Origin of the sequence: Eubacterium sp. 1001713B170207_170306_E7, assembly GCF_015547515.1 — a bacterium.
Classification (GTDB): Bacteria; Bacillota; Clostridia; order Eubacteriales; family Eubacteriaceae; genus Eubacterium.
Genome location: NZ_JADMVE010000002.1, coordinates 406,772 through 432,940, shown reverse-complemented (window position 1 = coordinate 432,940; position 26,169 = coordinate 406,772). Strand labels below are relative to the sequence as shown.

Here is a 26,169-nt window from a genome sequence, read left to right as displayed (position 1 = left end):
GGTAACAAAAGGTTACGTCCCGGCATTCTTTCTCTCAAAGATAAGCTTTGTTTTATCACCGTCAAAGTTCGGTTTAAACGAATCAATGGTAATATATTTTACCTTTTCTTCTGTTGGACATTCAATGGTCAGCGCGCACGACTTTTCATCCCCATTGATAAAAAAAGTGCTGTCGTTATAAGTCTGGCCGTCCTCATTGACTGCTGTGATTTCAGCCAAATCAAAGAAAACCCGCGCCTGCTCCAGGTCGCACGCCATTGTAATTCTCAGACAGTCGTCATAGATATTGCGGCCGGATTTCTGCCCGCTCACGTCCTCCATCTCGCCAAGCTTAACAACGCCGCCAGTCGTAAAGGTATAGGTTTTATTACTATCTGCCGGAGAGGCGTAAAGGCTTTCCGCCATCTTCTCCAGGTCACTCTGCGTCTCAGCCCCGCCGCCGCAGCCTCCGATCGTCACCATGAAAAATAGTGCCGTGACAAGCAGAACCATCTGTTTTTTCCGCATGCTTTTGCCCCCTTAAGCCATGTTTTTTTCATTCTATAATAGAAGCACACTCAAATCAATACAGGCCCCCGCGTTTTACCATTATCGAACATTATTTACGGTTTTTTACAGCTGGTTGAAGCGTTTGACAGCATCCTCCCGGTTAACGGCCGTTCCGTTTCAGCCATTCAAGCTCGACCAGACGGGCTTCACGCATCCGTCTGGATGGATAACGCGCACCTCCTTATAGCTGGCGATGGCCCTTTCCAGAATGGCTGCTCGCGCTTCATATTTTACCTCTTTGTATTGATTGACGATAAAAAAAGAAACTGAAGGTGCGCAGCCTCCAGTTTCCAGGTGGAATGACTCAGCATCCCGTTCAGAACATATTATTTATCTTATTTTAATTATATCAAACTCGTGGCTGAAAAATCATTTATTGCACAAACGACAGTTTTTTGAGCATAAATAACAGTTCTCTGAAAATTAAACTTATTCTATTTTTATTACGAAAAAAAATACTGCGAAAAATTTGGCGCTTTTCCGCAGTATACACGGCGCTTGGCCGCAAAAATAAGGTAGGATATATTAACAGGTACGTACCTGATAATATCAATTATTTCATCTAAAATCATTTTTTACTCAATAAAAATGTATGACCGGGGAGCTGGTGTATTCCCCGGTCATGGAGGTGTAGACCTCCGGAAATCTGATGATTCCCTGATTACAAAAGAGAAGTGTCTAAGGTGTGTTTAAAAATCGCAAAAATATTGATATTTACCCGCACACCCGCATCTGTGCTCTTAAACAAAAGCACAGATGCCAACGTGCATTTACTTCTACCTTCTCCTTTCCATGTTAGCTGTTAATGACCTGTCTGAAAAGATCATCGATATCTTTTCATAATTCCGTGTATGGGAGCTATGTGATGAATGTGTAATAATCATATAACAGCTATATTTGATGGTTCAAATACCTTCTAATATTGTTAATCGAGGTATTCGCGGCAATACATTCGACTTGTATTCTCGCCAATACCCTGGTTGATGGATTTCCTTAATACCTAATCCCTATTAGACTGATATTCCAGTATCTTCTGTATGTATTTACTTCCTTTATTACCAATTCCACGAATGCGCTTCAATTCATCTTCCTTTATTGCGAATAATTCTTCCAATGTATAAATTTGTGCTCGGAACAAAGAATTAAAAATATACTTGGGCATCTTGATTGATGCCAATTCTGCATCTTCAGGTCTTTTCGTATTTATTTCAACACAATGACCGCATTGTTCACAATAATATGTCACTTGCCTTTTTATCTTTAATTGATTGTTTAGCTTTCCACATTTTCCCAGCAATTTCAGCTTATCATTGTCATTCGCATTATCAAATTGCGTAATATATTGTTTGTCCAACCAGATACCTGAATCAACCCTAACTTTTATCCCGCGCAGCATATGACCGCCACAAAACGAGCACTTCATTTTAACCACCTTCCGTTTTATCTTTTTCCAAACTATTATCGATCATTTTAATCATTTCCAGTAAGTTAAAATCATCTAAAATTTCTTGTTCCTCTATCTTTGTTAATTTACCTTTACATTCTCCGCTTTCTTCTTTATTTATATCAATTATGAAGTTCTTTCCCATAATAATTTCCATGATTCCGCCTGTTTTCTTAAAACAGCGCGCGTTTTAAAAATTATTAACCGGGGCACCCTAAGCACAAATGCAAAGTCTGCGCCCCGGTTAACATTAGCCAAATATATACTTTATTTTCTGATTATTATTTGTTTTTGATTGAGCTTCTCTTATTTTTAATCAGCACCATCACAGCAATTCCTGACAATCCTGCCACGATCAATGTAATGGCAATAAGCATGAAGGTTGAGTTGCGCATAATGCCCGTGTTGACATTTTCCACAATATTCGTTACTTTAATGACTTCATCCTTCATGACTACTTTCTGCACCTCACCCGTGAGGGATACTGTGAACTTCACGTCAGAGGCGACATGGTAGCCAAGCGGCGAAAGGTCTTCATGCAAGGTGTATGTTCTTCCCGCTACCAGATAATTAATTCTGTATGGTGTGGTGCCGGAGGTCCAGCTGGCAACAACTTTACCTGTAAAATCATCGGTCAGGGTCAGCTTAGCTCCTGCCAGTTCCTGTCCGGTCGTCGCATCCTGTTTCGAAATGTCGACTTTTGTGTAATCATCAAACATTTCTACCAGATTTCCAACACCAGCCACAAAGTCAATGGCTTCTGCCGGCACAAACCCATCTGGATGAATTTCTTCAACCATTGTGTAGGTTTCTCCTTTTTCCAGACCTTTAATGATATGAGGTGTGTTTCCTGAAATCCATGTTTCAATTAGTTCGCCTCTGGTGCCGTCGGGATTTTTTTTGTAGACAGACAGCTTAGCGCCAGGGATTTCTTCACCAGTCGTGATGTCTTTCTTAGAGAATCCAACTTCCAGTTCTGGTTTGATTTCATCAATCATTTCAACTTTCTGCACTTCGCCGGTATTCGCTACAGTAAACTCAATATCCTGCGCTAATTCATACCCGATAGGTGCGAGATTTTCGTGAAGGATATAGGTGTGGCTTTCTTTCAGTTTTCCTTTGGATACACGGTGAACTTCACTTGTTGATGTCCAGCTCTCAATGACTTCACCTGTCTCTTTATCGATAATGGACAGCTCTGCTCCTGGGAGCTCGGGTCCTCCGGTAATGGCGACCTTGCTGATGTCAACCTGTAATGGTGCATCCGTAAAGGTCGTCGTTCCAGTTACTTTGCCATCCTTATCAATTGTGAAGGGGAAGCTGTCTGTTCTGCGGTCATAGCCGACTGGCGCAATGGTTTCCTCGAAGGTATAGTTACCCGGTGCAAGCTTTGTTGTTTTAATCTGTCCCTTTTCATCGGTGACACCCTCAAATACCACTTTGCCATCACTGTCTTTAATGACCACGGTAGCGCCTGGAACTGGTTCTGCGGTCGTAAGATCTGTTTTTGTCAGAACCACTTCAAAATCCACAACAGGTTCGTCACGCATAGCTACTTTTTGTACTTCACCGGTATCGCTGACTGTAAACTTGACAGCTGCCGCGGTGTAATATCCTTCCGGTGGGGCTTCTTCAATTAAGGTGTACTCATCACCTGGATTCAATTTTGTAACAATATGAGGGGTATCGGTTGAGGTCCAGCTGTCAACCACTTTACCATCCTTATCCTTTATGGTTAATTTAGCGCCTGGAATTTCCTGGCTCCCCGTGATGGAGAACTTGGAAAATTCAAATTTTGTGTAATCATCAACCATGATAATTGGATTTTCAATGGTGACACCATCTTTTCCGACAACAAAGGTAATTTCTTCGGCCGTAACGTACCCAAACGGATGGGTTTCTTCGATGAGAGTATAAGTCTCCCCTTCTGTTAATTTTTCGATCTTATGGGGTTCATCGGTGGATACCCAGCGATCAATTTCATTGCCATCTTTGTCTTTTACAATCAAAGTTGCTCCAGGCAGTTCATCGCCGGTTGTAATATCTTTTTTTGTCAGATAAACTTCCGTCGGTTTATCCGTCATTTCAACGGTTTGGATTTCTCCTGTCTCAGTGACAGTAAAAGGCACCTCTTCCGCAACTGTGTATCCGTCCGGTGCGGTTTCTTCGACCAGTGTGTAATCTCCAACTGGCAATTTTTCAATAACATATGGTTTGTCTGTAGATACCCAGCGTTCGATCTCCTTGCCATCCTTGTCTTTTATGATCAAAGTTGCTCCGGGCAATTCATCGCTGCCTGCAATATCTTTTTTGCTGATCTGTACTTTGGTGTAATCATCCAGCATGGTCACGCCGGAACCAGTGGTCCCGTTGACAATAACACTGCCGTCTTCATTCACCGTAAAGGTAATGCTTTCTGCTTTCACATAGCCATCCGGTGCAGTTTCCTCAACCATGGTATATTCGCCCGCTGTCATTTTTTCAATGATATGCGGTGTATCGGTTGAGGTCCAGCTGTCAACAACCTTGCCATCCTTATCCAAAACCTTCAGCTTCGCGCCGGCCAGCTCATCTGTGCCATTGACGGCTTTTTTGGAAAAGGATACGCCGTTAGGGGCGTCAAGCATGGTAACAACCTGCTCAATCCCTGTTTCTGTTACTTTAAACGGAATGCTCTCTGCTTTAGAGTATCCGTTTGGCGCGGTGATCTCTACCAAAGTATAGTCACCAACCGGCAGCGCGTTAAAGGTATGGGGTTCTGCTCCTGACACCCATTCTTCAACAATCTTGCCATTTGCATCTAAAATCTGAAGTGTTGCACCTGGCAGCTCTTGATTATTTGTAATATCCTGCTTGCTGATAGTTGTTTTTGTATAATCATCCAGCATGGTAACAACATTGCCTTCAGCTGTCTGACCATTTACTGAAACCGAACCATCTCCATGTACAGTAAAGGTGATGCTTTCAGCCTTAATGTAACCGGCTGGAGCTGTCTCTTCAACCATGGTGTACTCGCCAGGCTGCATGCCTTCGATAACTTCAGCTTTTCCTTCCTGCGAAGTCCACGAACGGATAACATTTCCATCTTTATCCTTTACGGTAAGCTTGGCGCCCGGCAGCTCCTCTGTACCATTGACGGCTTTTTTAGAAAAGGATACGGTACCCTCCTGGGCATCCCGCATGACAATGGTTCCGGTGCTTTCTTCCTGACCTTTAATGGTTGCAGTTCCATCGTCATTGACTGTAAATTCAATTTTTTCTGCCACAATATAACCGTTTGGAGCTGTCTCTTCAATCATAAAATAGGTTTTTCCTGCTTCAAGCGTTTTGATGTTATGTGGCTCTGTGCCGGATGTCCAGCCATCAATGAAATTACCATCAACATCTGTAATCTTTAATACAGCGCCCGGGAGTTCATCGGAGCCCGCAATGGTTTTCTTAGAAAAGCTGATCCCAATCGGGGAATCTTTCATGGTAACGGTATCCCCTGCTGTTCCGTTGACAACCGCTTTTCCCTTTTCATCAATTGTAAACTTAATGCTTTCTGCCACTTCATAGCCTTGTGGGGCTGTAACTTCGGTCATCTGGTAGGTTTTACCAACCACCAGTTTTCCTACAATCTGATGAACTGCATCGGTTGATGTCCACTCATCAATAGTCTTTACGACTTTTCCATTTTCATCCAGTTCTTCAACTTTCAAACTTGCGCCTGGAAGTTCATTGCTTCCAAATAAAGACTGTTTGGAGAAATTGACTTTTGTGTAGTCATCCCGCATGATAACCTCAGTGCTCGAACCAGATTGTCCGGTAATGGTTACCGTTCCGTCCTGGTTAACAGTAAAGCTGATGGATTCAGCGATGGTGTAGCCTTCAGGCGCCGTTTCTTCCACTAAAATATATTCTTTGGTGGCAGTCAGTTTTCCTGTAATAACATGAGAATCTGTTCCAGATGTCCAGCTGTCGATTATATTTCCAGCACTGTCTTTTAACGTCAGTTTAGCACCCGGCAATTCTTCCCTTCCAGTAAGACTGTATTTAGAAAAGCTAACCTCAATCGGATTATCCTTCACGGTAATCTGGTTGTTTTCATCTACTTCACCAGTTCCAATAATCTGTACTTTTCCATCATCATTAATTGTAAATTTGATTGTGTTTGTTAATTCATATCCAACTGGTGCTGCATTTTCTGTCAATTCATAGGTTTTCCCAACTTCCAGATAGTGTGTACCCGAAATATTCTGAACACTTACGCTGATTTCATGTGGTGTACCATCCGAGGTCCACAAATCAACGATTTCTTTTGTTCCATCATCATTTAATTTAGTAAGTGTAAAATCCGCACCTTTAAGTTCATCATCTCCAGTTATTGCTTTTTTAGAGACAGACAACTTTAATGGTGTATTCTCAATGGTCATACCCTTTTCTGCGGTAACTGTCCCATCCGTATTTACTGTAAAATCTTTTTCGATCGGGTTGACACTGTATCCCGGCGCGGTAATGGTTTCTTTGAAGGTATAATCCCCGGGCTGAAGCTCAAATACTACCTGTCCATTCGCCTGCGATACCGCGGTGTATAATGGCTCTGTTTCACCCTTTTTATAAACCGCAATGGTTGCGCCCTCAACCTCTTTACCGCCTAAATCGGTTTTTGTGATGGTTACAGGGTATTTCTGTGCGGTTGTAAAGTTGAACTCAAGCTGTTCAGACACAGCTGTTGGGCGCACGACATTCTGTCTTGTGCTGTCGCTTGAACGGTAAAACAGAATATCCGTGTTAGTGAACAATCCTGTTGTGCCAAAGGTAAAGGTTCTGTTGTCATTATTTGCATTGTCGGTAGCCATCCACAGCTTTTCATTGCCGCTGAATTGAGTATAGGGGGTGACTTTCTCCAGAACGCCGCTATTGTCAATATACAAAGTATAACCTGCTGGCACGCCTAATTGAAAGGTTGCTCCTGACTGGCCCAGATCATCTTTTATATCGTTGGCAGCAAGGGTAATGCTGTCTTTTAAAACATAGCTCTCACTAATCTGAGGATTAGTGTTTGCCACAAAAGATCCATTGTCCGGTGTAAAACTGACAGAAGGGGATGCCTTCAGTTCAGGTGTTGTTATCAATTTTTGATAATAGTCCTTCAGAACTGTGCCAAGCTCGTTGCGCAGGCTTTCTGCTTCTGTTTTAAACTGATCAGACGGCTCTACTTTAAAGAGATGAGTGCCATCCGGAGAGGTGTCATAGCTATAAACTTTATCCGGATCGCCAATCAGCCATAATAAAATACTTTCAGCTTGATCTACTGGAGCAGACGATTGGGACAATGCTGTTGTTTCACTGGTCCATTTATAAAAATTAGTAGAATATGCAACATTATTGCCGCCAGCCCGACTCATATCTAAGGCATTGCTGCTTTTTAAATGCTCCAACCTGGCCACACGTTCAACATCTTTATTGAGGTTCCAGATGGCAATCTGAGTGACCCCCTCTGCCATGGTTTCGATTTGCTCTTCTGTAAAGCCTGTGAAATCAACGGCTACAGGTGATATGGTATTCGCTGTAAAATCCTGTCCGTATTTATAAATTTCTGGATAACTGTTCTCAATATCTAAGCCTGCCATAGCTGTTTTAAGCCGGGATAAAAGAGTATCCTGTGCTGGGCCGCCATAGCCAGAGTACAGGGCCGCATTGATTTTGCTGACATCATCTGCTGTTAAATTTTTTTCTGTAATAATATCCCGTGGAATACCGTGAGTGGTTTCAACCAGATCATAATTACCTTTCGGCGCACTTAACTCTCCATCAAAACAGTACCCTACTTGATTGCCATCCAGGCGGATTGCAATACGGAAGCCCGTCTCCTTGGCACTTTCGATGTTAACCGTTTTGGCCGATACAGGCATGCTGGTCAGCAACATACTTAATATCAGGAGCAACGGCCAAAGTTTTGCTCGTTTTCGCTTTTCTTTCATAATTATCCTCTCTTGCTGGAGCGCCTTTTTAACCAAAAGCGCTCCCCTGTATTCTGTTTTCCGTCTATCTTCTGTTTATTTTGCTTTTTTTCGGTAAATTACTGTTCCGGCAAGGGCTGCTCCAGCCATTACCAGCAGTGTCATTGCCATTCCTCCTTCGCTGCTAAAACCAGTTTTGGCGTTGTCATTTACTTTTGACCCACTATTTTCCTCAGTGGTTCCTCCATTATTATCTGAAGGCAATACCGGTATTTTTTTATGGGGTACTTTAATTTCAGCCACCATATCTGCCGGTTCCTCTGGATTTTTGTTTTCAAGCACAAAGTCGATATTATCAGCCTGATAATAGCCTTCCGGCGGCGCGGCCTCGCGTATCTGAAGCTCTGATCCCTCAGACAGCCACCAGGCTGCTTCGATCTGTGGTTGCTCACCAGAGGTCCATTCGGAGATCAATACATATTCCACAGCGTCCAAGGCTTCTTCAACCTTGTCGGCAAACGGTGTAAAGCTGGTAGCACGCAGCATCAGGCGGCTGACAGGGCTCACATCCTGCTTCACGGTTTTTAAGTAAAGCTCTAACTTGGCGCCAGGCACGTTGTTATTGCTGTCAGCGTCTACAGCGGAAACACTGATTCGGGCATTAGCCCAGTCCTTTTCAACCCGATTGAGCACCTCAACAGTACCGTCGTTATAGTTGTTGTTGCCGTCCTGGTCATCGCAGAAGCTCTGATAGGTACCTGTAACATTGCCATCGGCATCCTTTTCCTGTACCTGTGTAGCATCGACCACGGTGGGATTAGCTTCATTTCCGGCGGTCCAGTAATAGAATTTCGGCGCGCCGGCTGCATCCACATCTACCTTAAAATACACCGGTTCAGGCAATATAAGCACAAAACTTGGTCTATCAGCTTCGGCATACACATAGGTTTTCCCCACTTCCAGGCCTGGGCCATCAACACTGCTGACCACCTTAGCCTGGGCAATTGCCGTGCTGATAGTCGGAAAGATACCAGTATATTTGATTAATTCTCTATTAGACGTATTCCAGCTGATCAATGGGATATCGCTTGTTCCGGTATCCGGATCATAGGTAAAACTATCCACGTCATAGATTCCCATTGTGGCGCCTACCAGCTTGCCGTCAATTGACTTGACAACCGGCCTTTTGATGACATCGTCCATATCGCTGTACTTCAGGAAATCCATGTTAAAGGGTTCGTCCGTCATTTCAAGGGTAACCGTATTCTGTCCTTTGAAGGCTGTCAGAGTAAAGGGCACATCGGCCGCCTTCAGATAGCCTGCCGGCGCAGCGTCTTCTCTTAAAACGTATCTGCCTGCTGGTATACCTTTCTGTACCTGAGTCTCTGTGGTAGTGATCCAGGTGCGCAGGGCATCTCCGGTGATCTGGTTATTTTCGTCAACGGGATAGATTGACAGGGTAGCACCTGCCAGATTGCTGCCGTCATAAGCATTTTTCTTGGTCACCGATACCTCTGTCCAGTAGTTTGTCATGGGATCGACTTGCTGCGCCTGGTTTCCTGACGCAATATAGCCTTTATCATCAACGGTGATGAGCCTATCTTCTGCTTTCACATAGCGGTCATCTGGGGTTTTTTCCTCACGCAGTATGTAGTTTCCAGGTTCTAATCCCATCAGCTGTTTTACACTGCCATCCGTTGTCCATCGAGCATCTTCATACTGCTTTGTCTCACGGTTATAAATTTTCGCAATCTCTCCAGCCTGTCCATCCTCGGTCGCTTTGTAAAGGGCCAGTCCGGCGCCTTTAAGCTCGGCTGCGGTGTCGTCACCGGTTAAGTCCACTTTGGAAATTTCTACCAGGGTATAATCATCCTCAAGCTGGATATTCTGTTCTGGTATCACTCCATCTACCCAGTCACCTTTTAAGGTAAAGGGCATATCTGCTGCTTTCATATAGCCTGCCGGGGCTTCCACTTCACGCAGAATGTAGTCACCTGGCGCCAGCTTAATTTCCTGATGGATTTTACCATCTGTTACCCATTCCCGCATGACAGTTTCCACGCCATCGGTCACCTGGATAATCTGCAGTTTTGCACCTGCGAGCTGGTCTTGAGTACCAGCTTCATATTTATTGATGTTCAGCTTGGTGTAGTCATTTTTAATGGTTACATCCTGTACAGCGCCTGTTTCTTTGACCTCAAAGGCCACGTCCGGTGCTTTCACATAGCCGTCCGGTGCTTTTTCTTCTCTTAGGATATAGTTGCCTGGCGCCAGCACACGGTATATTTTTTCTACCTCGCCTTCCTTACTGGTCCATTTCGCAATTGGGTCGCCTGTTGGCTGACCGCTGCCATCTGCTTTATAAATTGCCAACTCAGCGCCGCCAAGCAGCTGTTCATGCTCGGCTTCATAACCATTGGCATCTACTTTGTGAATCTGAATCTTTGTATAATCTTCAAGAACCTTTAAATTATAAGTATACTTTTCTGTTTCAATGTCGTCTTTATCTTTTAGAAAGGTAATAATTTTTTCAAAGTTTCCATATGATATAGGTTCTTTAACTTTTCCATTTTCATCAATATCTGTATTTAAATAACCATCCGGTACCTCAACTTCAACAAGCTTATATTCCGCCCCGTTTGTATCCAAAGTGCCCATTGGAAGGTTTGAAATTTCAAGATGTCCGTTTATATCTGTTGTATAAAGACCATTTGCTCCCCCCCATTGATTGGGTCGATCTGTAATGACATCCCCTTTATGATAGATGATCATTTCTTCTCTGTTTTCATCAGTAATATATTGATATGGCTTGTAAATATCCTTGTTAGCAATCAACTGAAAAGTAGCATTTCCTACCTTAATGGACGGATCATCAATATCTTCTTTATCAAGAACAATCTCTCCATAAGTAGGTTTATTAACAACATTTATTGTGAATACACCTACTTTGTCTACAGGATCGTATTCAAAGCTACTACCATCTCTTTCCTGTATAGCAACATTTAAAGCATCAGTCGGACCAAGATATTGGATATAATCAATAGGTGGTTCCACTTCTTGAATCTGATAGTGGCCTGCGGTCAATGCCTGTGGTGTTTCAAAAAATCCAGTATAACCATCTGCTTCTGTCTGGAATACTTCGGTCCACTGACCACCGATTTTTTGTCGGACATATTCCTTTTTATCAGTATCATAAATCTTAAACTTGGTATTTTTCAGTACGACATTACCGTATTCTGCATCTTTTTTAACAATTTTCACACGACCTTCAAAAGTTTCATCTGTTTGAACCGCCCATTGTTTTGGATCTTCAGAGTCCTTGTCAACAACAAAGACATAAGGATCCATAGTTTGAAGCTGCCATTGCGGCACGACTGTTTCATGAAGAATATAGGTTCCGTAGGGCAGTCGTGGTGTCATCGCCCAGCCCTTTGAATCGGTAACCAGGGTTGGAACATCATTATTATCCTTATCTTTGGCGATGGGCGTTTTTGCCCATGCTTCGGCAAAGGCTTTTTTCATAGCTGCAACGTCACTGGTATCTGCCGGTTCTACATAATATTTGTCGAACTCACTTTTCAGCTTAACTTCAAACTCAGCTTTTTCCAACAGGTTAGTAGTGCTGTCATCATTTTCGTTAATTTTTATGACCTGGAAGGCCTGACTGACCACACGATCCTTTGAAAGATTGTCGACCAGCTCTACCGCTTCATGCTGTCCGTTGTATTTTAAGCTGACCGGGTATTCGGTCGTATCTAAATTGTAGGAAGGTGACTCCTTTATCTGGTCTGTAAGGTTCTCAAGACTGCCTTCCTGTGCGGCTGTCTGGCCATTAGGCGCTTTCGTTTCCTTAATATAGTATTCACCTAAAAACAATCGGTCTTTTGCATCAGTCTTCCCGTCCTTGTCCATAATAAAAGTATGAACTGGGGTGCCCGCTTTGATCAAAACAGTGTTTGGATCCCACGGCGCCTTGATGTCTTCCTTTGCGTACAGAGTGTATTCTGCTCCTTCAAAGGTCGCATCTCCGAGGTTTTCCTCTCCAGTTACGGTATCCTGCTTTGAAATAACGCAGCTGCCAAGGCTTTCCAGGTTCTTAAAGGTATAGCTGAAGGTCTCAGTCGGCTTAGTCAGTGTGAAGTAATATTTTTCGTCACTGTGGAAATAACCGTTCGGCGCCTGAATTTCCTGGACATAGTAAGTGTTATACTGGAAGTTGTCGCCATAATAGTACAGAACCTCAGATTTGACTTTTTCACCGCGTTTAGAAATCAGGTGCGAAATTGGCGCTTCCTGATCCTTCATGGGACCGTCTGCGTAAAAAACAGCAAATTGTCCACCATTTACACTCTCTGTAGTGTTAGTAAAAGGCTTTGTATTATCCGAATTCGGAGTATCCGCGTCATTCTTTCCGATTTCTACATAGCCCTCTTTCCGATTGTTGGTCTGTTCAAAAACTGTTAATGGTGTAGCATCGCTACTCACATCGACCTGAACTTCTTTTATGGTGTTGTCAATGACCCATGCTCCGGGAACATAAATTTCTTGTACATAATATTTTCCAGGTAACAAATTTTCAATAACCTGAGTTTTTCCATCATCTAAGGTACTGTAGATCCCAACCGGATTGCTCATATCAGCATTTTTAGAAACCTTAAATTTGGCATCCTTAACCACAACGTTCGAATCTACATTATCTTTTTTCTGAATCTGAAGTCTTCCGCTTTTTACATTGACCTTGAAATTACAGCTTAACTGGTCTTTGAATTTAAAGCTGCGCATAGCTTGTGCGCTAAAATCATGATTGCCGTTAGTATCAATTGGCTGATAGTACATGGAATCACCAATGTATTCGTCAGGATATTTTTCGATTTTCACATTATGATCACCACTAACTGTATCCGCCGCAACTGAAATAGTAATTTTGTTGCCATTTTTAGAGATGCTGATTCCATCAGCAGTTGTTATTTTTCCAACAAAATCATTAAACTCACTGCCAAGGACACCGTTGGTGTCTTCGATCGTAATGGATTTTCCGACTTCAATATCAAAGGTTTGATTGTCAAAACTTGGCTTTTTATAAGCTTTCTCAGCTGCTTTTTTTAATATCTCCATATTTTCAGCAACTGTATCATTCTCTGGATAAGAGGTCGCATTGTGCACCTGTTCCCATACCAGCCATTGAACCGCTAAAGTATAAAATTCATCTCCGTTTTTTATATATTCTGCACAATAAGAATAAAATGGAAGATTAGCAAGGCTTTCATTATCAATCCATCCATCAAATTCATATACTCTCGCTGGTTTTTCTACCTCAGTACAGAATGCAGGTATACCATTCATCGTGTAGACATATTGCTGACGAAGTATGCCTGTATTTATCCCTGGTCCAACAACTACCCCTTTACAATCTTCAGAACTTGTTAGATGCTTCACCATGTAGTAAGGCGCATTTCTCATTATGCTCAATGGAGAAGCTTCCTCTTGTATATTTTCTTCATTTTCTTGTTCGTCAGTGATTTCCTTCTCCTGCTCGATCCCATTATTCTCAATCACAGAAAGGGCTGCACTGTTTTCAATAATATTTTGGTTCTGGATACTATCCGTTTTGCTTTCTTCCGCAAAGGCTCCGGGCATCACCATTGAAAATAAAATGATTAATACCGTTAAAACTCCAAATAGTTTTTTCTTCATTATTAATTCTCCTTTAATTGTCTGTTTTTAATAAAAAACAATATCCTCTAAGTTTTCCTACCGTATACCAACCTACTGTTGTCATACATGTAAATGCCCCGCATTCCATCAATCTCGGTTAACCTTTTTGACGTATAGCGTTTCACTATGATTCCAATACTTAAAGTACCTACCAGCAAACAAGTAAGTATTATTATTGTCATCAGCGCCTATCTCCTTTCTCAAACGTTCTTTTTTCTTTCGTTTGTACCAATGTAATATTCTAAAATCTTTGATAAGATTGAGTCCCAGACAAAGATTTGCCAGCACAACAGCGCCAAACATCCCATACATGGCCTTTTCAAACAGCGGTAAATCTCTGCCGGCTGTTTTGTCCGCCGCACTGAGCTGCGCATTTTTATTTGCCGTTCGCTCTGCAGTCTGCATGATTTGAGGCTTATTTTCAGTGTCATTCTGAAGCGTAAGGGTTGTATCGCTCAAATTGGAAATAACACTCGTGACTGCAGCCGGCAGCATTTGTGATAAATTCTGTTGTCCACCTGTAATACCATCGGGAAGCGTGCCAACAGGTCTATTTTCCGCAGAATTCTGTCCGCCGTTATTGCTACTATCTCCATTTCCTGAACCGCTTTCTTCTGTCAATCGCGGAGGAATGGGTGTATCGGTATAGATCCAGATGTCAATATAATTTGTATCGTCCGCGTTTTCGTATTGACAAAGTCTTGCCCAATGGCCCGATTTCCATGGATTTTTCTGGTAATCTGAAAGTTCTATCTTTGCAAAATTTTCAGGACAGTTTTCTTCTTCTACCACGTGATGATTAATCCTGCGGACACCAATATAGGCTTTTTCCATAATAAGTTTTTCGAAGGCATCCCTGTCTTCCAGCGATTTTATTTCTTCTTCTGTCAGCACAAAGCACTTGCCCGCAAGATAAAAACCATCCCCCTGGCCGTTGACCCAATAGCGTTCGATTATACCGCGGGCACTGGCTCCACACAAAACAAGCATGACAAAAAATACCGAAACCAGTACTATGCTTTTTTGAAAAAATCTATTTATGTTAATCGCCCTCTTTCAATGCCGTCGCTTCGACTTCTTCCTTCAACGCCTTATAGTATGACCGTCCAACGGTCAATTCTTCACCTGTTATCAGATAAGCCTTTAAGTAAGCGATTTTAGCGATGTAGCGCTTTGCTACCAGAATGCTTTTATGTATGCGGATAAATCCTTTGGCGAACAGCATTTCTTCAATTTTTCCCAATGTCGAATAAAACTCAAAGGTTTCATTGCCACCGTAATAAATTGTGATAAGATGCCGTGATACCTCAAAATACCGAATGCTCGCAACCGGCACACTACGAGTTTCTCCCGCACAGGTAAAAACCGCGATCTCCTGTCTTCGATTAACGCATCTTGTAACCGCGCGATCAAAAATTTCATTAAACTTTTTTCGGCTTGTTCTTTCTTTGAGAATGTAGTGCATGGCATCTACATCAAAAGCTTCAAACACCTTATCGTACATTACTGTTAAAAATATGATTTCGCCTAAGTATCCTCTTTCGCGTAATTTATGCGCAACCTCCAAACCATTAATGCCAGTCATGTTGACATCCAGATAAATAATGTCCACCTCGTGCATGTCGTCCTCTATTTTAAAAAGCAGCTCTTCACCGCTTAAGCAGGTCATCAATTGAATGGGTATTTTCTTTGTTTGGTTTTCATCCAATATCCATTGTCTGTATTTTTCTATCTGGTTTTTTTCGTCATCACAAATGACAATTTTCATTGATTTCTCCTTTGCGACAATTTGCTCGGAAATGTTAGCCACCATCACTATAACACTCTCAATATTCGAATGTTTATCAACGACACAAACAGCCGTTATCTTTGCACAAACGACTGTTAATCAGCGCTTCTTTCCTTTATTTTTAAAAGTAAAAAACTATTCATTAAAAGTAGACTTTTTTTACAATATAAGATATAGTGAAGAATATTCTGAAAAGTGGTGTTAAATTATATCTTTTCATTAAATACAGTCAAAAGCTTTCGTTATCTGCCTTTAAGCAAACAAAAAAACTGGCATAAAAAAGTCTACCTTTTTCTCCAGTTTTACTATATTCGTTCTTTTTTTACCAAACTTGTATCGTAGTTGGCTCTTTTTATATTCTCTGAGCGTTGTTTTAAATCGTTTTTTCCAGATGCTTCCTGAGCCCATTTTAAAAAAGTTGGGCTGCTGACATTCAACGCCGCAGCTGCTTTTTGAGTTGTAAGCCCTCCATTTTTCCATTGATTGAATATCTTGACAAAGGCTTTTGGTTTTTTCTTTTTCCCTCTTTTCCCTATGGCGTCTTCGGATTCATTTCCTGTCACCTCTACCCATTTTTTAAAGGTTTCCGCGCTGATATCCAGCATTTTCGCCGCTTTGTTTCGGCTGATCTTACCCGCCTGCCATTCTTTGCAGACATCGTTAAATCTGGAGGAAATGGGCTTCGGCTTTCGCCCCAGATGTTTTCCTTTTTTTCTTGCAGCCGCAATCCCTTCCGCCTGCCGCTGCCGGATATACTGGCGCTCTGTCTCTGCCACATAGGAAAGCAGCTGCAGCACAATGTCTGCAATCAGTGTGCCAATAAGGTCTTTGTCCGCTCTGGTATTCAGTAATGGCATATCCAATACAACTACCCCGATTCCCTTTTGTTTTGTCAGTATCTGCCATTGTTCTAAAATTTCTTTGTAATTCCTGCCAAGCCGGTCAATGGATTTCACGATGACTACATCGTCTCTTTTCAGTTTTTTTAGTAACGCCTTATATCTAGGACGATTAAAATCCGCTCCGCTCTGTTTGTCAATATAAATATTTTTGATATCGACTCCTGCCTGTTCCATGGCCAATAATTGACGGTCCTCATTCTGATCCTTTGACGATACTCGTACATATCCGTATGTTTTCATATTTTCTCCTTTGATTTTTTTATAAATTTTACCAGATTTTATAAATTTTTTTATACTCAAACATACGGAAAGAATAACATTTATGCCATAAAAAAAAGACCGCAGCCTGGTTTTGGCAACGGTCCATTGGCTTTTTTATTCAGACAAGTACTCTTCCTCTTTATTTTTTCTCATCGAGAACATGAAGAAAGGCTGTGTAACAGCAAAAATAATACTAAGCACTAAATACAAAACGGCATCTTGCGGCTTGTACATTTTGTACAGACGGTATAAGGCTCCATAACTGTAAACGAGACTTACAATCAAAAACAACCAGCCCATATATGGGATTCTGGTAAGAAAGCCACAGACCAATGGTAATACCGGAAGCAGCACATGGGCATATGGGATTACAAAGGAGCCAAAGGCGACCTTTTCGTTGATCAGTTTTCCCATTAGATAGGAATTCGCAATGGGAATCCAGGCCAGCCATGGTTTGCTCATACCACGGCCTTTGGCCATCGTATATAAGCTGATGGACGAAAAAATATAAAGAACAATGCCAATGATCAATAGGACCACCAGGTAAGCCATCAGCATGGACAGAATGGCTGCTGTGGTAGGGTCGTAATAAGAATCGGTATACATAAAAATCCTCCTTAAATTATCTATTTGCTTTATGTTTTAAACGGGTTGCGATCACAGCTGTCACTATTAATATAAAAACAGCGGATATGGCCGGAACGGAATAGTGATTTGAAAGACCTGTGGCCGGTGTAACTGGTGTATTGTCTGACACTTCTTCCTGCTGCGGGGTCTCCGGTGACGGCACAGGCTCCTGTGGGGTTACCGTCGGCACAACAGGCGGCACGGTTTTAATAAAAGTTACCTTCAGAATATGATTTTCTGACACATCACTAAATTCATTGCTGAAAAGATTTCCCAGCTCTGTTCCATCCAGCAGCGCGCTGCTCAGGCTGTATCCTTCATTCGGTGACCAGGCCACACTCACATCAGCGCCTTTGCCAACAATCTGATCAGCGTCAATGAGGCCATTTTCGTCAGCCTCGGTATCGATGTAGAAAACCGGTGCTAAATCACGGTCAGCTACCGCGCCTGTTTGTTCAGTGCCGGACTGGTCATAAAAATATTTGAAATCATAATTCAGTTCATTTCCAATTTCTTCGCGGTTCTGCGCAGCCTTTACCGGGTCGATCTTAATTTGATAGCTGAAGGTCAGGGGCGCACCGCTCTGTGGTGTACTGATCTCCGCCTGGATAATGCCCGCATCGAACTGATCCATATCCAAAGTCAGACCATCCGGATTCACCAGAGAACCGGGTACAATATCGAAATTTTCGGGTTTTTGGCAGAGGGCCGTCAGCTTTTTAATATTCACCTGGGCTGTGACTACCTGCTGGCTGATATCGGAAAAAACATCATCCAGATTGTCAGTATCCGCGTTATAGTACTGCCCGTTTTCGGTGTCTATCTGAGCGAGCTCCCGAAAAAAAGTTTCAGTGTATGAGCTGATTTTGTATCCAATGGTTTTGATGGTTACACTGGGATACGCCAGCTTCATTGCCGCCATACTGTCTTTTGCGGCCTGTTTGTCTGAAACGGTGCCGTCGCCCAATACCACAAGGACTTTCTGAGCTTCGGTCCGCCCGTTTACATCAAACTGGGTCTGCGCATTTAGCAGCCCGGGCTCAAGATAGGTCGTACCCTGCGGCACCAAACCGTTGATCGCTGTCTGCACTTCTGACAGGTTGGATGAAAGCGGAATCCGAACCGTGGATTGGTCTTGGCTGTCAAAATTAATAATACTGACTCGGACAGCGTCATTGCCACCTTGTAGCAGCAAGGATGCAAACTGACTGGCACTTCCCCTCAGCTTTTCGATTTTTTCATCCTCCATGCTGTAGGAGGTATCTACCAGAAAAATAACATCTGCTTTACTGTTCTCATCCGTTGTTGTACTGGAATATGACGCATTTTTGGGCGTCATGCTTACCGTAACATCGTAAGTATCATTGGTTCCAGGAACCACTTTTTCTGATACGCTCACATCTGCCGTCAATGTCGGCGTTGGCAGCGGCGCTTCCGCCATATTATCCTGTGAGCTTTCCGCATATGCTGGCCCCATTAGCATCAAAAGCAGCATCAGCGCGCACAAAAAGCTCCCTGGCTTTCTAAATTTTTTCACTTCTTTTTCTCCTCCTCAATGAATTACCAAGTTCTTTTTTATTATACATTAAGGATGTTTTCAGAAAATAAGTACGCACAAACAGCAGTTATTTGAGCACAAACACCGCAGGTATTTTCTTTCCAAATCAAAAAGACCCAGGAAGCCTGTAAAACACCTGGGTCTTATTATCCTATTTAATTGTAATCAATAATTAAATCCACTGTAGATAGCGTCGACCTGATCTTTTTTCGACAGATCACCGGCACCCGACATCAGTGTGTTGTCCACCCGATATTCAACGACATATACCTGCTCGCCACTAAAGCTGGCTTTAAAGTTATTATAATTGCCGACATCTGCTGTTGTTTTGATCTGCGGACCCGCCGACTCATAGACATCCACATCGGCTTTATACAGCTGTTTCGCAATGCTATCCGACTCGGTTATTGTCAGCCGGATATTGATATCCTTCTCGCTGTTTTCGGCCAGCAGTATTTTTGAAATACCGCTGCTCTTTGCCTGGTCTGTCAGGTCAGTGACTGTATAGCCCTGTCCTTCCATTGCAGACTGAAAGGCTTCTGCGGTTACGGCTTCTTTTTTACCGCATCCAGTGAGCGTGACAAGCAGTACAAATGCCAGTGCTGCCGGCAATAACCATCTACCAATTTTATTTTTCATTATCTTTCTCCTCCGATTTTAAGAGCATTACATTTTCGATTCCCCCGGCAATATCTTTTGAAGCAAAAACAGCGTCCGCTTTCAATCCTTTTACCGGAATACTGAGATGAAACAAAAGCCCTTCATCTGGCGCCAGCCGTCCCACAAATTCCTCTGGAAAAGCCACGGACATCGGCATGATTTCCGCGTTCAGCTTTCTGAATTTCAATCGAATTGACGCGTTGATCCCTTTGACGACATCCTTAGTTTTGTTCACAAAAACAGCGATGATGATCATCTTTTTTTCGATATTGTAGTATTGGCCCTTTAAAAAAACAAAATTGACCGTGTCCGCCACAAAGGGGAAATCTGCTTTTCTGAAAATATCCTGCACTTCTTCCAGCTCATTTTTAATCTGAGGATTCTCAAGCTGTTTTTTGTTTATCTCTGGTACTCTAATTTTGATTGACATTTTCTTTCCTTTCTAATTGACAAAATTTTCGATGGCATTGATCAGACTGTTAATGCCAGCTGCCAAAACACCAATAAGCCCCTGTGAAGCCAAAACCTTATTCTCGTATTCTGTTTTCGCGGTGTTCAGGGCATCTAAATTCGTATCAATTTCACCAATCACAGCCTCATATCCGCCTTCGATAATCTGGGAATCCAGTTTTTCCTGATATTTAGTTTTAAAAACATTGCCCTGCCAGTAAGGATAGCTTTGCTCACCAAAGGATTTGACATCTTTTTTAAGCTCCTTCATGGATTTTTTCTGTCCTTTTAACGTTTGATAGATGGCGTCAATCTCTGCGATTTTTGCCTGGTAATTGCTTAAATTGGCGCGTTCTGCGCTGATTTCACTCTGCTTTGAATACAGAGAATTCTGTAAACTTTCTAATGACATATTTTTACCTCTTTCTTATAATGCGTTTAAAAAAACAGGGAGACCAGCTTGTAGACCAAACCCAAAACGATCAGACAGCCAAAACCGATGGGCACCAGCCAAAACATCATCAAATTTTTTTTAATAAAAATTGGCTGCAACTGGTTGTAATACTCATCCGGATCGACAATTTTCAGCCACGCTCTGAGATGGCAGACCGGGCATTTATAATAATGTTTGTATTTCACAGCCCGTTCCACTGATCCTGCCATTGGAATCCCTTTTGTGGATACAAAGGGCTTCTTTACTAACAATTGTTTTCTGGGCGCACGGCTGAACCTGGAGGACAGCACCACAGAAGCCGGCATTTCAAAGGTGCTGCGGCAGTCCTCACAGTACATTTTAACGGTAATTCCCTTATCACTTGCCTCCTGCCGGATTTTCTCACTGGTCCTTCGAAAAAGATAAACGCCTGCTGCCAAAAAGATAGCCAACGCGATTATTCCTCCTGTAATAAGGGGAACAATCACAGCCAACACATCATTGCTGCTCATAAAATACCTCTCTTTATGTAATTCTATTGTACACGTCTTACCACGGCCAGTCAAACGAGATGGTGGGAATGGTCAGATCAACCTCCAGCCCCAGACCAAGCTTTCCGCCAAGCTTGATATGCGTTGCATTAAGATTAATGCCATCACCATCAATGACATTTTTACTTTCAACAAGAAAGTGCGCACCGGCTTCAACACCCGCTGAAACACTTGCTTTAGCACCAAACAGGGGCTCATCCCCTCTATCCGTTGGTATACTAAAAAACGTACCTCCGACTGATGCCTCCGCACTGGCCAATGAAGCATCTCCTCCCAATCCAAAGGCAAAGTTTCCGTTGCTGTCCGCCTCACATTTAGCATAGCCGTCTGCGGACAGAACCTGCGCTGAAGCATCTGCTTTAAGATTAAAGTCATCATTTCCCAGTACCACCGATCCCGACGCTTTGGCGTAAGCCACACTTCCTTCTGCCGAAAAACCGATGTAATCTTTCGAAAATCCAGCCTGTACTTTTCCCGAAACAGCTAAAATATCTAGATTTCCTTTTGCGTTAAGATACTCAGTAATCTGCATTGCCCCATTAGCTGAGAGCATGGAGCCGCTAAAACTGCCAGATGCCACACCATCTCTGACCTGACCTTCATAAGAGCCGCCCAATAACTGATAGCCGGCATAAGCATAGGCATCGGATGCCAGCCCGTAAGCCCATTGATCTTCACTTACTGCACCCGATCCTGCCGCAAAAGCAAAGGCATCCCCTTCATAGAACCGCTCTAGATTATCGACATCCTCGTGTTTGTACCACTTTTCAGACACCATATTCGGCAGCTTATCATAATCGATCTCTCCATTCACATGGTATTGTCCGCTGATATTCTCAATATTTGTTTTTAGGTCCCTTAAGCGTGTGAGCATGGCGTCTGCCAATGCCAGGGCGCTTGTATTGCAGGTTTCCAAATCAAAACCTACCTGCTGGACATCCGTGTTCAGCTGTGTGTAGGCCGAGTTCACCGTATCGGTCGACAAGGGGGTAACGGCAATATACTCCCCGGCACTGGACAGTGTGGTCTGGATTTCACTGTCCAGACTGATGTAGCTCGTGTTTTTGGTTGTAAGGTTCTGCATGACTTCACTCAGCGTATCGGTATCAATACTGCCGGATTCCTCCGATTCCAGGCCAAGAAAGGTGGTCTTAATGCTCTCCATGGTGGTGGCCAGCTCCTCGGAAACATTAATGAGGCCGTTTAAAAGATTGATGGTAGCTGTACTGATATAACCTTTGTAGGAATCGGCCGCTGCCCCCCTGAAGTTGTTGCTTTGGGTCAGGGTAAAGGCATTTTTAAACTGCTCATAGCAGGCCTCCTGAACCGTTGTCTTGTAGGTTTTAATGGTTTCTTCCATCGTTGCGATTTCTTCGTTAATTAATCTTGACATTTGTTCTCCTCCAGCCTCAGTTTGACGACGGCGCGATCACATCCATCACACGGTCGCCAATGGTTTTGCCCGCAAATGCGGTATCCAGCTGCATCCATTTTGCCTGAAGCATTTCCAGATTGTGTATATCGTCATCAGACAGGACTGAAAACTTTGTCAGGATCTCGTTCATTTCGGTAACGCATTCCAGCACCTTATCAATACTGGTCAAAACGGTATTGGATATGGATACGTCATACTTCAGGCCTTTGATAGTGTCATTGGCGCTTTTATAGCGGTCAATTTCTGTCTGCAGTTCTGTCGGTTTAATTATAATATTGGCGTTTTCATTCATTTTTCTGACCTCCTACGACAATAAGCTGATTTTCTGAAATTTTGAGATCGGCTTTTTGGAATAAATTTTGAAACACAGTGCAGCCATTGTACGCGATCAGCTTGAGAAAGAGCAGCAGGTCTCCCTGATCAAAATACTGACTGGCCATCAGGGCGCCAAACTCGGCTGGTTTCTTTTCCAGCAGTTCTGTATATCTGGCCAGAATACGCTCGCTTGCTTTCTCGACCGCAGCCTCGGTCAACACTGCGTACACCTCATTTTTATAGGCCTTTAAGGGGCTGTTAAAATAAAGAATGCTGCTGTCAAAATAATCGCTGTTGATTTCTCCCTGTCCGCCAAACATAATCTCTCCGATGATGGACAGCAGCGCGCGCTTCAGCGGAACGCTTACCTCTGGATTTAAAAAATCAAACCGGATACAGCCAAGCTCGAGGTTTTGGCTGCCTGTCTGAAAGGTGTGACTATCGTCCTTTAAATAAATATTTTTTTCAGGTACCACCGGATAAATGAGCTCCCCGGTTTTTTTGATTTTTTCAATGGCCTTGATCAAAACGCCATCCCTTAAAACGGATACCTCTCCATTGATAAAAAGGCAGCTGTTTTTTAAAGTGACACAGGTATCATAAAAGAATCTGAAATCTGTTTCCTCCACACTTTCAACCGCCTGGGCCAGTTCCAGCAGGTTAAAGCTCTTTTGCCAGTCGGTGGCTTCCATCATCCGGTATCTGGCCAAAAACTGACTGTCTTCACAGTTTTTAGCAAACTGCGCCGTCATGGTCTCTTTAGCCTGCCTGAAAATATCCGTATCGATTTCCAGACCATAGATACTTTTTAAAAAAGCTTCGCTGCTTTTGCTAAACTTTTGCTCCTCTGTCTCAAGGGTCATGGCAATGGCATTGCGGAAAGCGCTGCTCTTTACAGCCAGCCCTTGCCGCTGCATTAAAATACGGATGTAGCTTAGAAAAAGATTGCCACAGGCCTGGTTCATCCGCACGGGTTCCTCCTGATCCTCCAGCTTCAGCCACTTTGTACAGAAACCAAAACCGACGCCAAGGGTCATGTAAATTTTTCCATTTTCATACTTCTGCTCGTTCAGCATTATTTTTAAATCATTTACTTTTTCTTTCATCGTTCACCTCATTACGCATCACACGACTGATCCGAATTTTACTACTGATATTTCTCCAACAGCTCACAAAGCCGCTGAACACCTTCCTTCTGCCCCTGCAAATCTGTCCCCATACTGTGGCTCATCAACGCCATACGCATCTTTTTTTTGCCAAAATACAGAAAAATGATTCTTCTTCCGGGCGTAAAGCCTTTTTTTATTTTCACGCGGGTAATGGTGTCAAACCCAATGGTCACATAATCATTCACAATACTGGTCTGAAAGGGGTCAAGCATCGCAAAATGCATGTTCTTCTGTGTCACTCCAAGGTAAAAGGGCTTGTTGCTCATCGCTCCCGCAGCAGCGGACCCACCTCCTAACAGCAGCACGCCAGAGGTAGTCAGAGTAAAGTTCCCCCAGATTTTAAGCTGGTAGCTCTCACCGGGTTCCAGCATCGTATTCAGCATTTCTTCTCTTTCTTTTTCTTTTGATTTCATTGGGTAAAACCTCCAAATTTTCCTTTTACTTCATCATCTACCGCCATTTTTATGATGCAGCACGCCCCTTTTTCATGGCGGCACACGATATGGTAAAAAGGAGAAACAATTTGTTGTTTTTTTACTTCTGCCTCAGCAATCAAATTTTTATAGGCTTTATTGACATTGGTTTCAAAATGGTCAAAAACCACTGTTGAGATCATATTCTCAATCACGAAGACACTCTGGTACTTTAAATCGCCTTTGTATATTCCATCACATTTGGCCGTGATAAAAAACTCTGCCTGCATGTCATTATTGTTTCCAAGCCAATACATGGAAAAGAAAAAATGGCCGCTGGGCCGCAGTCCCTCGCTTAGCGCGGTGTTCCAAAACTCCCGGATACAGCTGCCGATTTCACTGGCCGCAAAAGTATATGTTCCTGAGTAGACATCCTTATAATAGATATGGTCATTATAGTGAATCATTTTTTTCTCCTGTCACCGGTGCGTAAACATCTACCACATGGCCGTCCGGAATCGGAAAAATCATCTGGTAGCAGCCTTCCGGGCAGATCGTCAGCGCTCGGTTCTCCGCTTCCTTCTCCAGCTCTGCTACCGCCTTTGAAACCGCGTTCTCCTCCATGAGCACCCTTTTATACAGGCAATGGTGATAGGCGATTTTATCTTCAAAGCTCAGCCTTGAATCCTCTCTGAAATCCATTTTTGCTGAGACAGGCAGCAGCAGCTCTAGCGATGCCTGATGATCGTGAACGCTTCGCCATATAATTTTGGGTCCTGTGGCGTAAACGCCTTCCTCCAGCAAAATTGTCTCAAGCGCCCTAAAATACTGGCGGATATTGACTTCACTCACTGTATCTCTAAAGCAAACCACATTATAAAGCTGGATGGTTTTCTCCTTAATGTCCATGCCTTTCCTCCCTTGTGCGGTATTCTTTTTTTAGCTTAAACAGCGTCTTTTCTATTTCCTCCCGCTGTTCTGCCTGCTGTGTATTTCTGTAGGCCTGGGCTTCGCACAGGCTCTGTTGAAGCTGTGAGACCACCTTACAGAAAGCACTGTCCTTTTTGTAATAAAAAAGCATCTCATCAAAAATACGGCTGGCCATTCTTTCTTGAAACTCAAGCTCCTGACTGCTGTCCTCCAGGGTCTGAACTGCCGCGACGCAGTCCTTTATCTGATCTTCCTGACTGGTTGCCATCTTAATCTCCTTCAATAATCATTTCCGCCGCGCGTCTCTGCGCTTCTGGTTGCGCTCCATTTTAATGTGCGCCCGTTTGCGCTTTTCTTTAGGCGGCAGGAAATACCGCCGATTATGAATCAAATTTCCAGGTGCTGTCAAAATTTCTTTGATGATGGTGGTTCTCAGCTCGCTGGGCTCCAGGATACACTGTTTGTTTTCCACTGCCGCTTTGGGGTGCTCCAAGATATAGGCCTCATACCCTTGTCGGTATATTTTTTTATCCTTCCCATTACAATAAAAGTTTGGCACGTTCAAAGAACGGTTTAAAAAATCCCGTTCCAGTTCCTCACCGTCAACGACTGATACATTAAAAGTGTCTCCGGTCATATACATAAAATACGGGGTAAAATAGCCATTGGGGCTGGGTCCGTCGGCCCAAGTCCAAAAGGCGATCACCAGATTTTTGGCGATATACCGGTCCTTTATTTTCAGCCAGTGCTCGCTCTCGAAGACTTTATTCTGCAGGGTGACGTCTCTGAAGTCTTCCACCTTCACAAAGGTCTCTTGCTCGAGGAGCTGCTGTATCTCCTTCCGGCTGAGGTACTGCCCAAGCCGGGGCACGCACAGGTACGCGTCCCAGATGTTGTTTTGGATATAGCGGCCAACCAGGATAAAGACAAATATAAAGCCTGCCAGTATTCCCAGTATCTTTAAAGCTTCTTCTACTCTTCCAGCAGGCAGGCTGATCCATAACATTTTTCTGCTCCCTTTTA

Annotated in this window: 22 protein-coding genes; all 22 read right to left on the bottom strand. The window is 43.2% G+C overall.

The window, feature by feature from the left end:
- Positions 1-12: 12 nt before the first annotated feature.
- A complete protein-coding gene (locus tag I2B62_RS07335; protein WP_195268337.1) occupies positions 13-507 on the bottom strand; it encodes a hypothetical protein in 495 nt (164 codons plus the stop codon).
- A gap of 1,042 nt (positions 508-1,549) precedes the next feature.
- Entirely contained in the window at positions 1,550-1,972 is a 423-nt protein-coding gene (locus I2B62_RS07330; protein ID WP_195268336.1) for a DNA-directed RNA polymerase subunit alpha C-terminal domain-containing protein, read from the bottom strand.
- 1 nt (position 1,973) lies between these two features.
- The gene (locus I2B62_RS07325) at positions 1,974-2,150 is read right to left on the bottom strand and encodes a hypothetical protein (protein ID WP_195268335.1); all 177 of its coding nucleotides are present in this window, start codon (positions 2,148-2,150) and stop codon (positions 1,974-1,976) included.
- A 124-nt stretch (positions 2,151-2,274) separates the two neighbouring features.
- Positions 2,275-7,959 carry a SpaA isopeptide-forming pilin-related protein gene (locus I2B62_RS07320; protein WP_195268334.1) on the bottom strand — a complete coding sequence of 1,895 codons (5,685 nt, stop codon included), beginning with the start codon at positions 7,957-7,959 and terminating at the stop codon, positions 2,275-2,277.
- A 75-nt stretch (positions 7,960-8,034) separates the two neighbouring features.
- Positions 8,035-13,632, bottom strand: a complete 5,598-nt coding sequence (locus tag I2B62_RS07315) for a SpaA isopeptide-forming pilin-related protein (RefSeq protein WP_195268333.1) — start codon at positions 13,630-13,632, stop codon at positions 8,035-8,037.
- A gap of 108 nt (positions 13,633-13,740) precedes the next feature.
- The gene (locus tag I2B62_RS07310) at positions 13,741-14,547 is read right to left on the bottom strand and encodes a hypothetical protein (RefSeq protein WP_195268332.1); all 807 of its coding nucleotides are present in this window, start codon (positions 14,545-14,547) and stop codon (positions 13,741-13,743) included.
- A 148-nt stretch (positions 14,548-14,695) separates the two neighbouring features.
- Positions 14,696-15,421 carry a LytTR family DNA-binding domain-containing protein gene (locus I2B62_RS07305; RefSeq protein ID WP_195268331.1) on the bottom strand — a complete coding sequence of 242 codons (726 nt, stop codon included), beginning with the start codon at positions 15,419-15,421 and terminating at the stop codon, positions 14,696-14,698.
- A gap of 326 nt (positions 15,422-15,747) precedes the next feature.
- Positions 15,748-16,584 carry a recombinase family protein gene (locus I2B62_RS07300; RefSeq protein WP_195268330.1) on the bottom strand — a complete coding sequence of 279 codons (837 nt, stop codon included), beginning with the start codon at positions 16,582-16,584 and terminating at the stop codon, positions 15,748-15,750.
- 135 nt (positions 16,585-16,719) lie between these two features.
- Positions 16,720-17,211 carry a hypothetical protein gene (locus I2B62_RS07295; RefSeq protein ID WP_195268329.1) on the bottom strand — a complete coding sequence of 164 codons (492 nt, stop codon included), beginning with the start codon at positions 17,209-17,211 and terminating at the stop codon, positions 16,720-16,722.
- Positions 17,212-17,227: 16 nt separating this feature from the next.
- Positions 17,228-18,769: a vWA domain-containing protein gene (locus tag I2B62_RS07290; protein WP_195268328.1), complete on the bottom strand. Its 1,542-nt coding sequence runs from the start codon at positions 18,767-18,769 to the stop codon at positions 17,228-17,230.
- 186 nt (positions 18,770-18,955) lie between these two features.
- A complete protein-coding gene (locus I2B62_RS07285; RefSeq protein ID WP_195268327.1) occupies positions 18,956-19,429 on the bottom strand; it encodes a hypothetical protein in 474 nt (157 codons plus the stop codon).
- Positions 19,419-19,880, bottom strand: coding sequence for a hypothetical protein (locus tag I2B62_RS07280; protein ID WP_195268326.1), 462 nt, complete (start codon positions 19,878-19,880; stop codon positions 19,419-19,421). Before I2B62_RS07280 ends, I2B62_RS07285 begins: the two co-directional genes overlap by 11 nt.
- 12 nt (positions 19,881-19,892) lie before the next feature.
- Entirely contained in the window at positions 19,893-20,312 is a 420-nt protein-coding gene (locus I2B62_RS07275; protein ID WP_195268325.1) for a DUF5082 family protein, read from the bottom strand.
- Positions 20,313-20,338: 26 nt separating this feature from the next.
- The gene (locus I2B62_RS07270) at positions 20,339-20,845 is read right to left on the bottom strand and encodes a hypothetical protein (RefSeq protein WP_195268324.1); all 507 of its coding nucleotides are present in this window, start codon (positions 20,843-20,845) and stop codon (positions 20,339-20,341) included.
- Between the two features lie 37 nt (positions 20,846-20,882).
- Positions 20,883-22,277: a T7SS effector LXG polymorphic toxin gene (locus I2B62_RS07265; protein ID WP_195268323.1), complete on the bottom strand. Its 1,395-nt coding sequence runs from the start codon at positions 22,275-22,277 to the stop codon at positions 20,883-20,885.
- Between the two features lie 16 nt (positions 22,278-22,293).
- The gene (locus tag I2B62_RS07260) at positions 22,294-22,611 is read right to left on the bottom strand and encodes a hypothetical protein (protein ID WP_195268322.1); all 318 of its coding nucleotides are present in this window, start codon (positions 22,609-22,611) and stop codon (positions 22,294-22,296) included.
- Positions 22,604-23,740, bottom strand: a complete 1,137-nt coding sequence (locus I2B62_RS07255) for a hypothetical protein (protein WP_195268321.1) — start codon at positions 23,738-23,740, stop codon at positions 22,604-22,606. Before I2B62_RS07255 ends, I2B62_RS07260 begins: the two co-directional genes overlap by 8 nt.
- Positions 23,741-23,781: 41 nt before the next feature.
- Entirely contained in the window at positions 23,782-24,216 is a 435-nt protein-coding gene (locus I2B62_RS07250) for a hypothetical protein (RefSeq protein ID WP_195268320.1), read from the bottom strand.
- A complete protein-coding gene (locus I2B62_RS07245; RefSeq protein ID WP_195268319.1) occupies positions 24,213-24,683 on the bottom strand; it encodes a DUF5085 family protein in 471 nt (156 codons plus the stop codon). Before I2B62_RS07245 ends, I2B62_RS07250 begins: the two co-directional genes overlap by 4 nt.
- Positions 24,670-25,125, bottom strand: a complete 456-nt coding sequence (locus tag I2B62_RS07240) for a hypothetical protein (RefSeq protein WP_195268318.1) — start codon at positions 25,123-25,125, stop codon at positions 24,670-24,672. Before I2B62_RS07240 ends, I2B62_RS07245 begins: the two co-directional genes overlap by 14 nt.
- Positions 25,115-25,414, bottom strand: coding sequence for a hypothetical protein (locus tag I2B62_RS07235; RefSeq protein ID WP_195268317.1), 300 nt, complete (start codon positions 25,412-25,414; stop codon positions 25,115-25,117). Before I2B62_RS07235 ends, I2B62_RS07240 begins: the two co-directional genes overlap by 11 nt.
- 18 nt (positions 25,415-25,432) lie before the next feature.
- Entirely contained in the window at positions 25,433-26,152 is a 720-nt protein-coding gene (locus tag I2B62_RS07230) for a hypothetical protein (RefSeq protein ID WP_195268316.1), read from the bottom strand.
- Between the last annotated feature and the right edge of the window lie 17 nt (positions 26,153-26,169).

Bases quoted from the DNA above. Each gene is read 5' to 3' on its own strand.
- I2B62_RS07335 (WP_195268337.1), bottom strand. From the start codon at position 507: ATGCGGAAAAAACAGATGGTTCTGCTTGTCACGGCACTATTTTTCATG.
- I2B62_RS07330 (WP_195268336.1), bottom strand. From the start codon at position 1,972: ATGAAGTGCTCGTTTTGTGGCGGTCATATGCTGCGCGGGATAAAAGTT.
- I2B62_RS07325 (WP_195268335.1), bottom strand. From the start codon at position 2,150: ATGGAAATTATTATGGGAAAGAACTTCATAATTGATATAAATAAAGAA.
- I2B62_RS07320 (WP_195268334.1), bottom strand. From the start codon at position 7,959: ATGAAAGAAAAGCGAAAACGAGCAAAACTTTGGCCGTTGCTCCTGATA.
- I2B62_RS07315 (WP_195268333.1), bottom strand. From the start codon at position 13,632: ATGAAGAAAAAACTATTTGGAGTTTTAACGGTATTAATCATTTTATTT.
- I2B62_RS07305 (WP_195268331.1), bottom strand. From the start codon at position 15,421: ATGAAAATTGTCATTTGTGATGACGAAAAAAACCAGATAGAAAAATAC.
- I2B62_RS07300 (WP_195268330.1), bottom strand. From the start codon at position 16,584: ATGAAAACATACGGATATGTACGAGTATCGTCAAAGGATCAGAATGAG.
- I2B62_RS07295 (WP_195268329.1), bottom strand. From the start codon at position 17,211: ATGTATACCGATTCTTATTACGACCCTACCACAGCAGCCATTCTGTCC.
- I2B62_RS07285 (WP_195268327.1), bottom strand. From the start codon at position 19,429: ATGAAAAATAAAATTGGTAGATGGTTATTGCCGGCAGCACTGGCATTT.
- I2B62_RS07280 (WP_195268326.1), bottom strand. From the start codon at position 19,880: ATGTCAATCAAAATTAGAGTACCAGAGATAAACAAAAAACAGCTTGAG.
- I2B62_RS07275 (WP_195268325.1), bottom strand. From the start codon at position 20,312: ATGTCATTAGAAAGTTTACAGAATTCTCTGTATTCAAAGCAGAGTGAA.
- I2B62_RS07270 (WP_195268324.1), bottom strand. From the start codon at position 20,845: ATGAGCAGCAATGATGTGTTGGCTGTGATTGTTCCCCTTATTACAGGA.
- I2B62_RS07265 (WP_195268323.1), bottom strand. From the start codon at position 22,277: ATGTCAAGATTAATTAACGAAGAAATCGCAACGATGGAAGAAACCATT.
- I2B62_RS07260 (WP_195268322.1), bottom strand. From the start codon at position 22,611: ATGAATGAAAACGCCAATATTATAATTAAACCGACAGAACTGCAGACA.
- I2B62_RS07255 (WP_195268321.1), bottom strand. From the start codon at position 23,740: ATGAAAGAAAAAGTAAATGATTTAAAAATAATGCTGAACGAGCAGAAG.
- I2B62_RS07250 (WP_195268320.1), bottom strand. From the start codon at position 24,216: ATGAAATCAAAAGAAAAAGAAAGAGAAGAAATGCTGAATACGATGCTG.
- I2B62_RS07245 (WP_195268319.1), bottom strand. From the start codon at position 24,683: ATGATTCACTATAATGACCATATCTATTATAAGGATGTCTACTCAGGA.
- I2B62_RS07240 (WP_195268318.1), bottom strand. From the start codon at position 25,125: ATGGACATTAAGGAGAAAACCATCCAGCTTTATAATGTGGTTTGCTTT.
- I2B62_RS07235 (WP_195268317.1), bottom strand. From the start codon at position 25,414: ATGGCAACCAGTCAGGAAGATCAGATAAAGGACTGCGTCGCGGCAGTT.
- I2B62_RS07230 (WP_195268316.1), bottom strand. From the start codon at position 26,152: ATGTTATGGATCAGCCTGCCTGCTGGAAGAGTAGAAGAAGCTTTAAAG.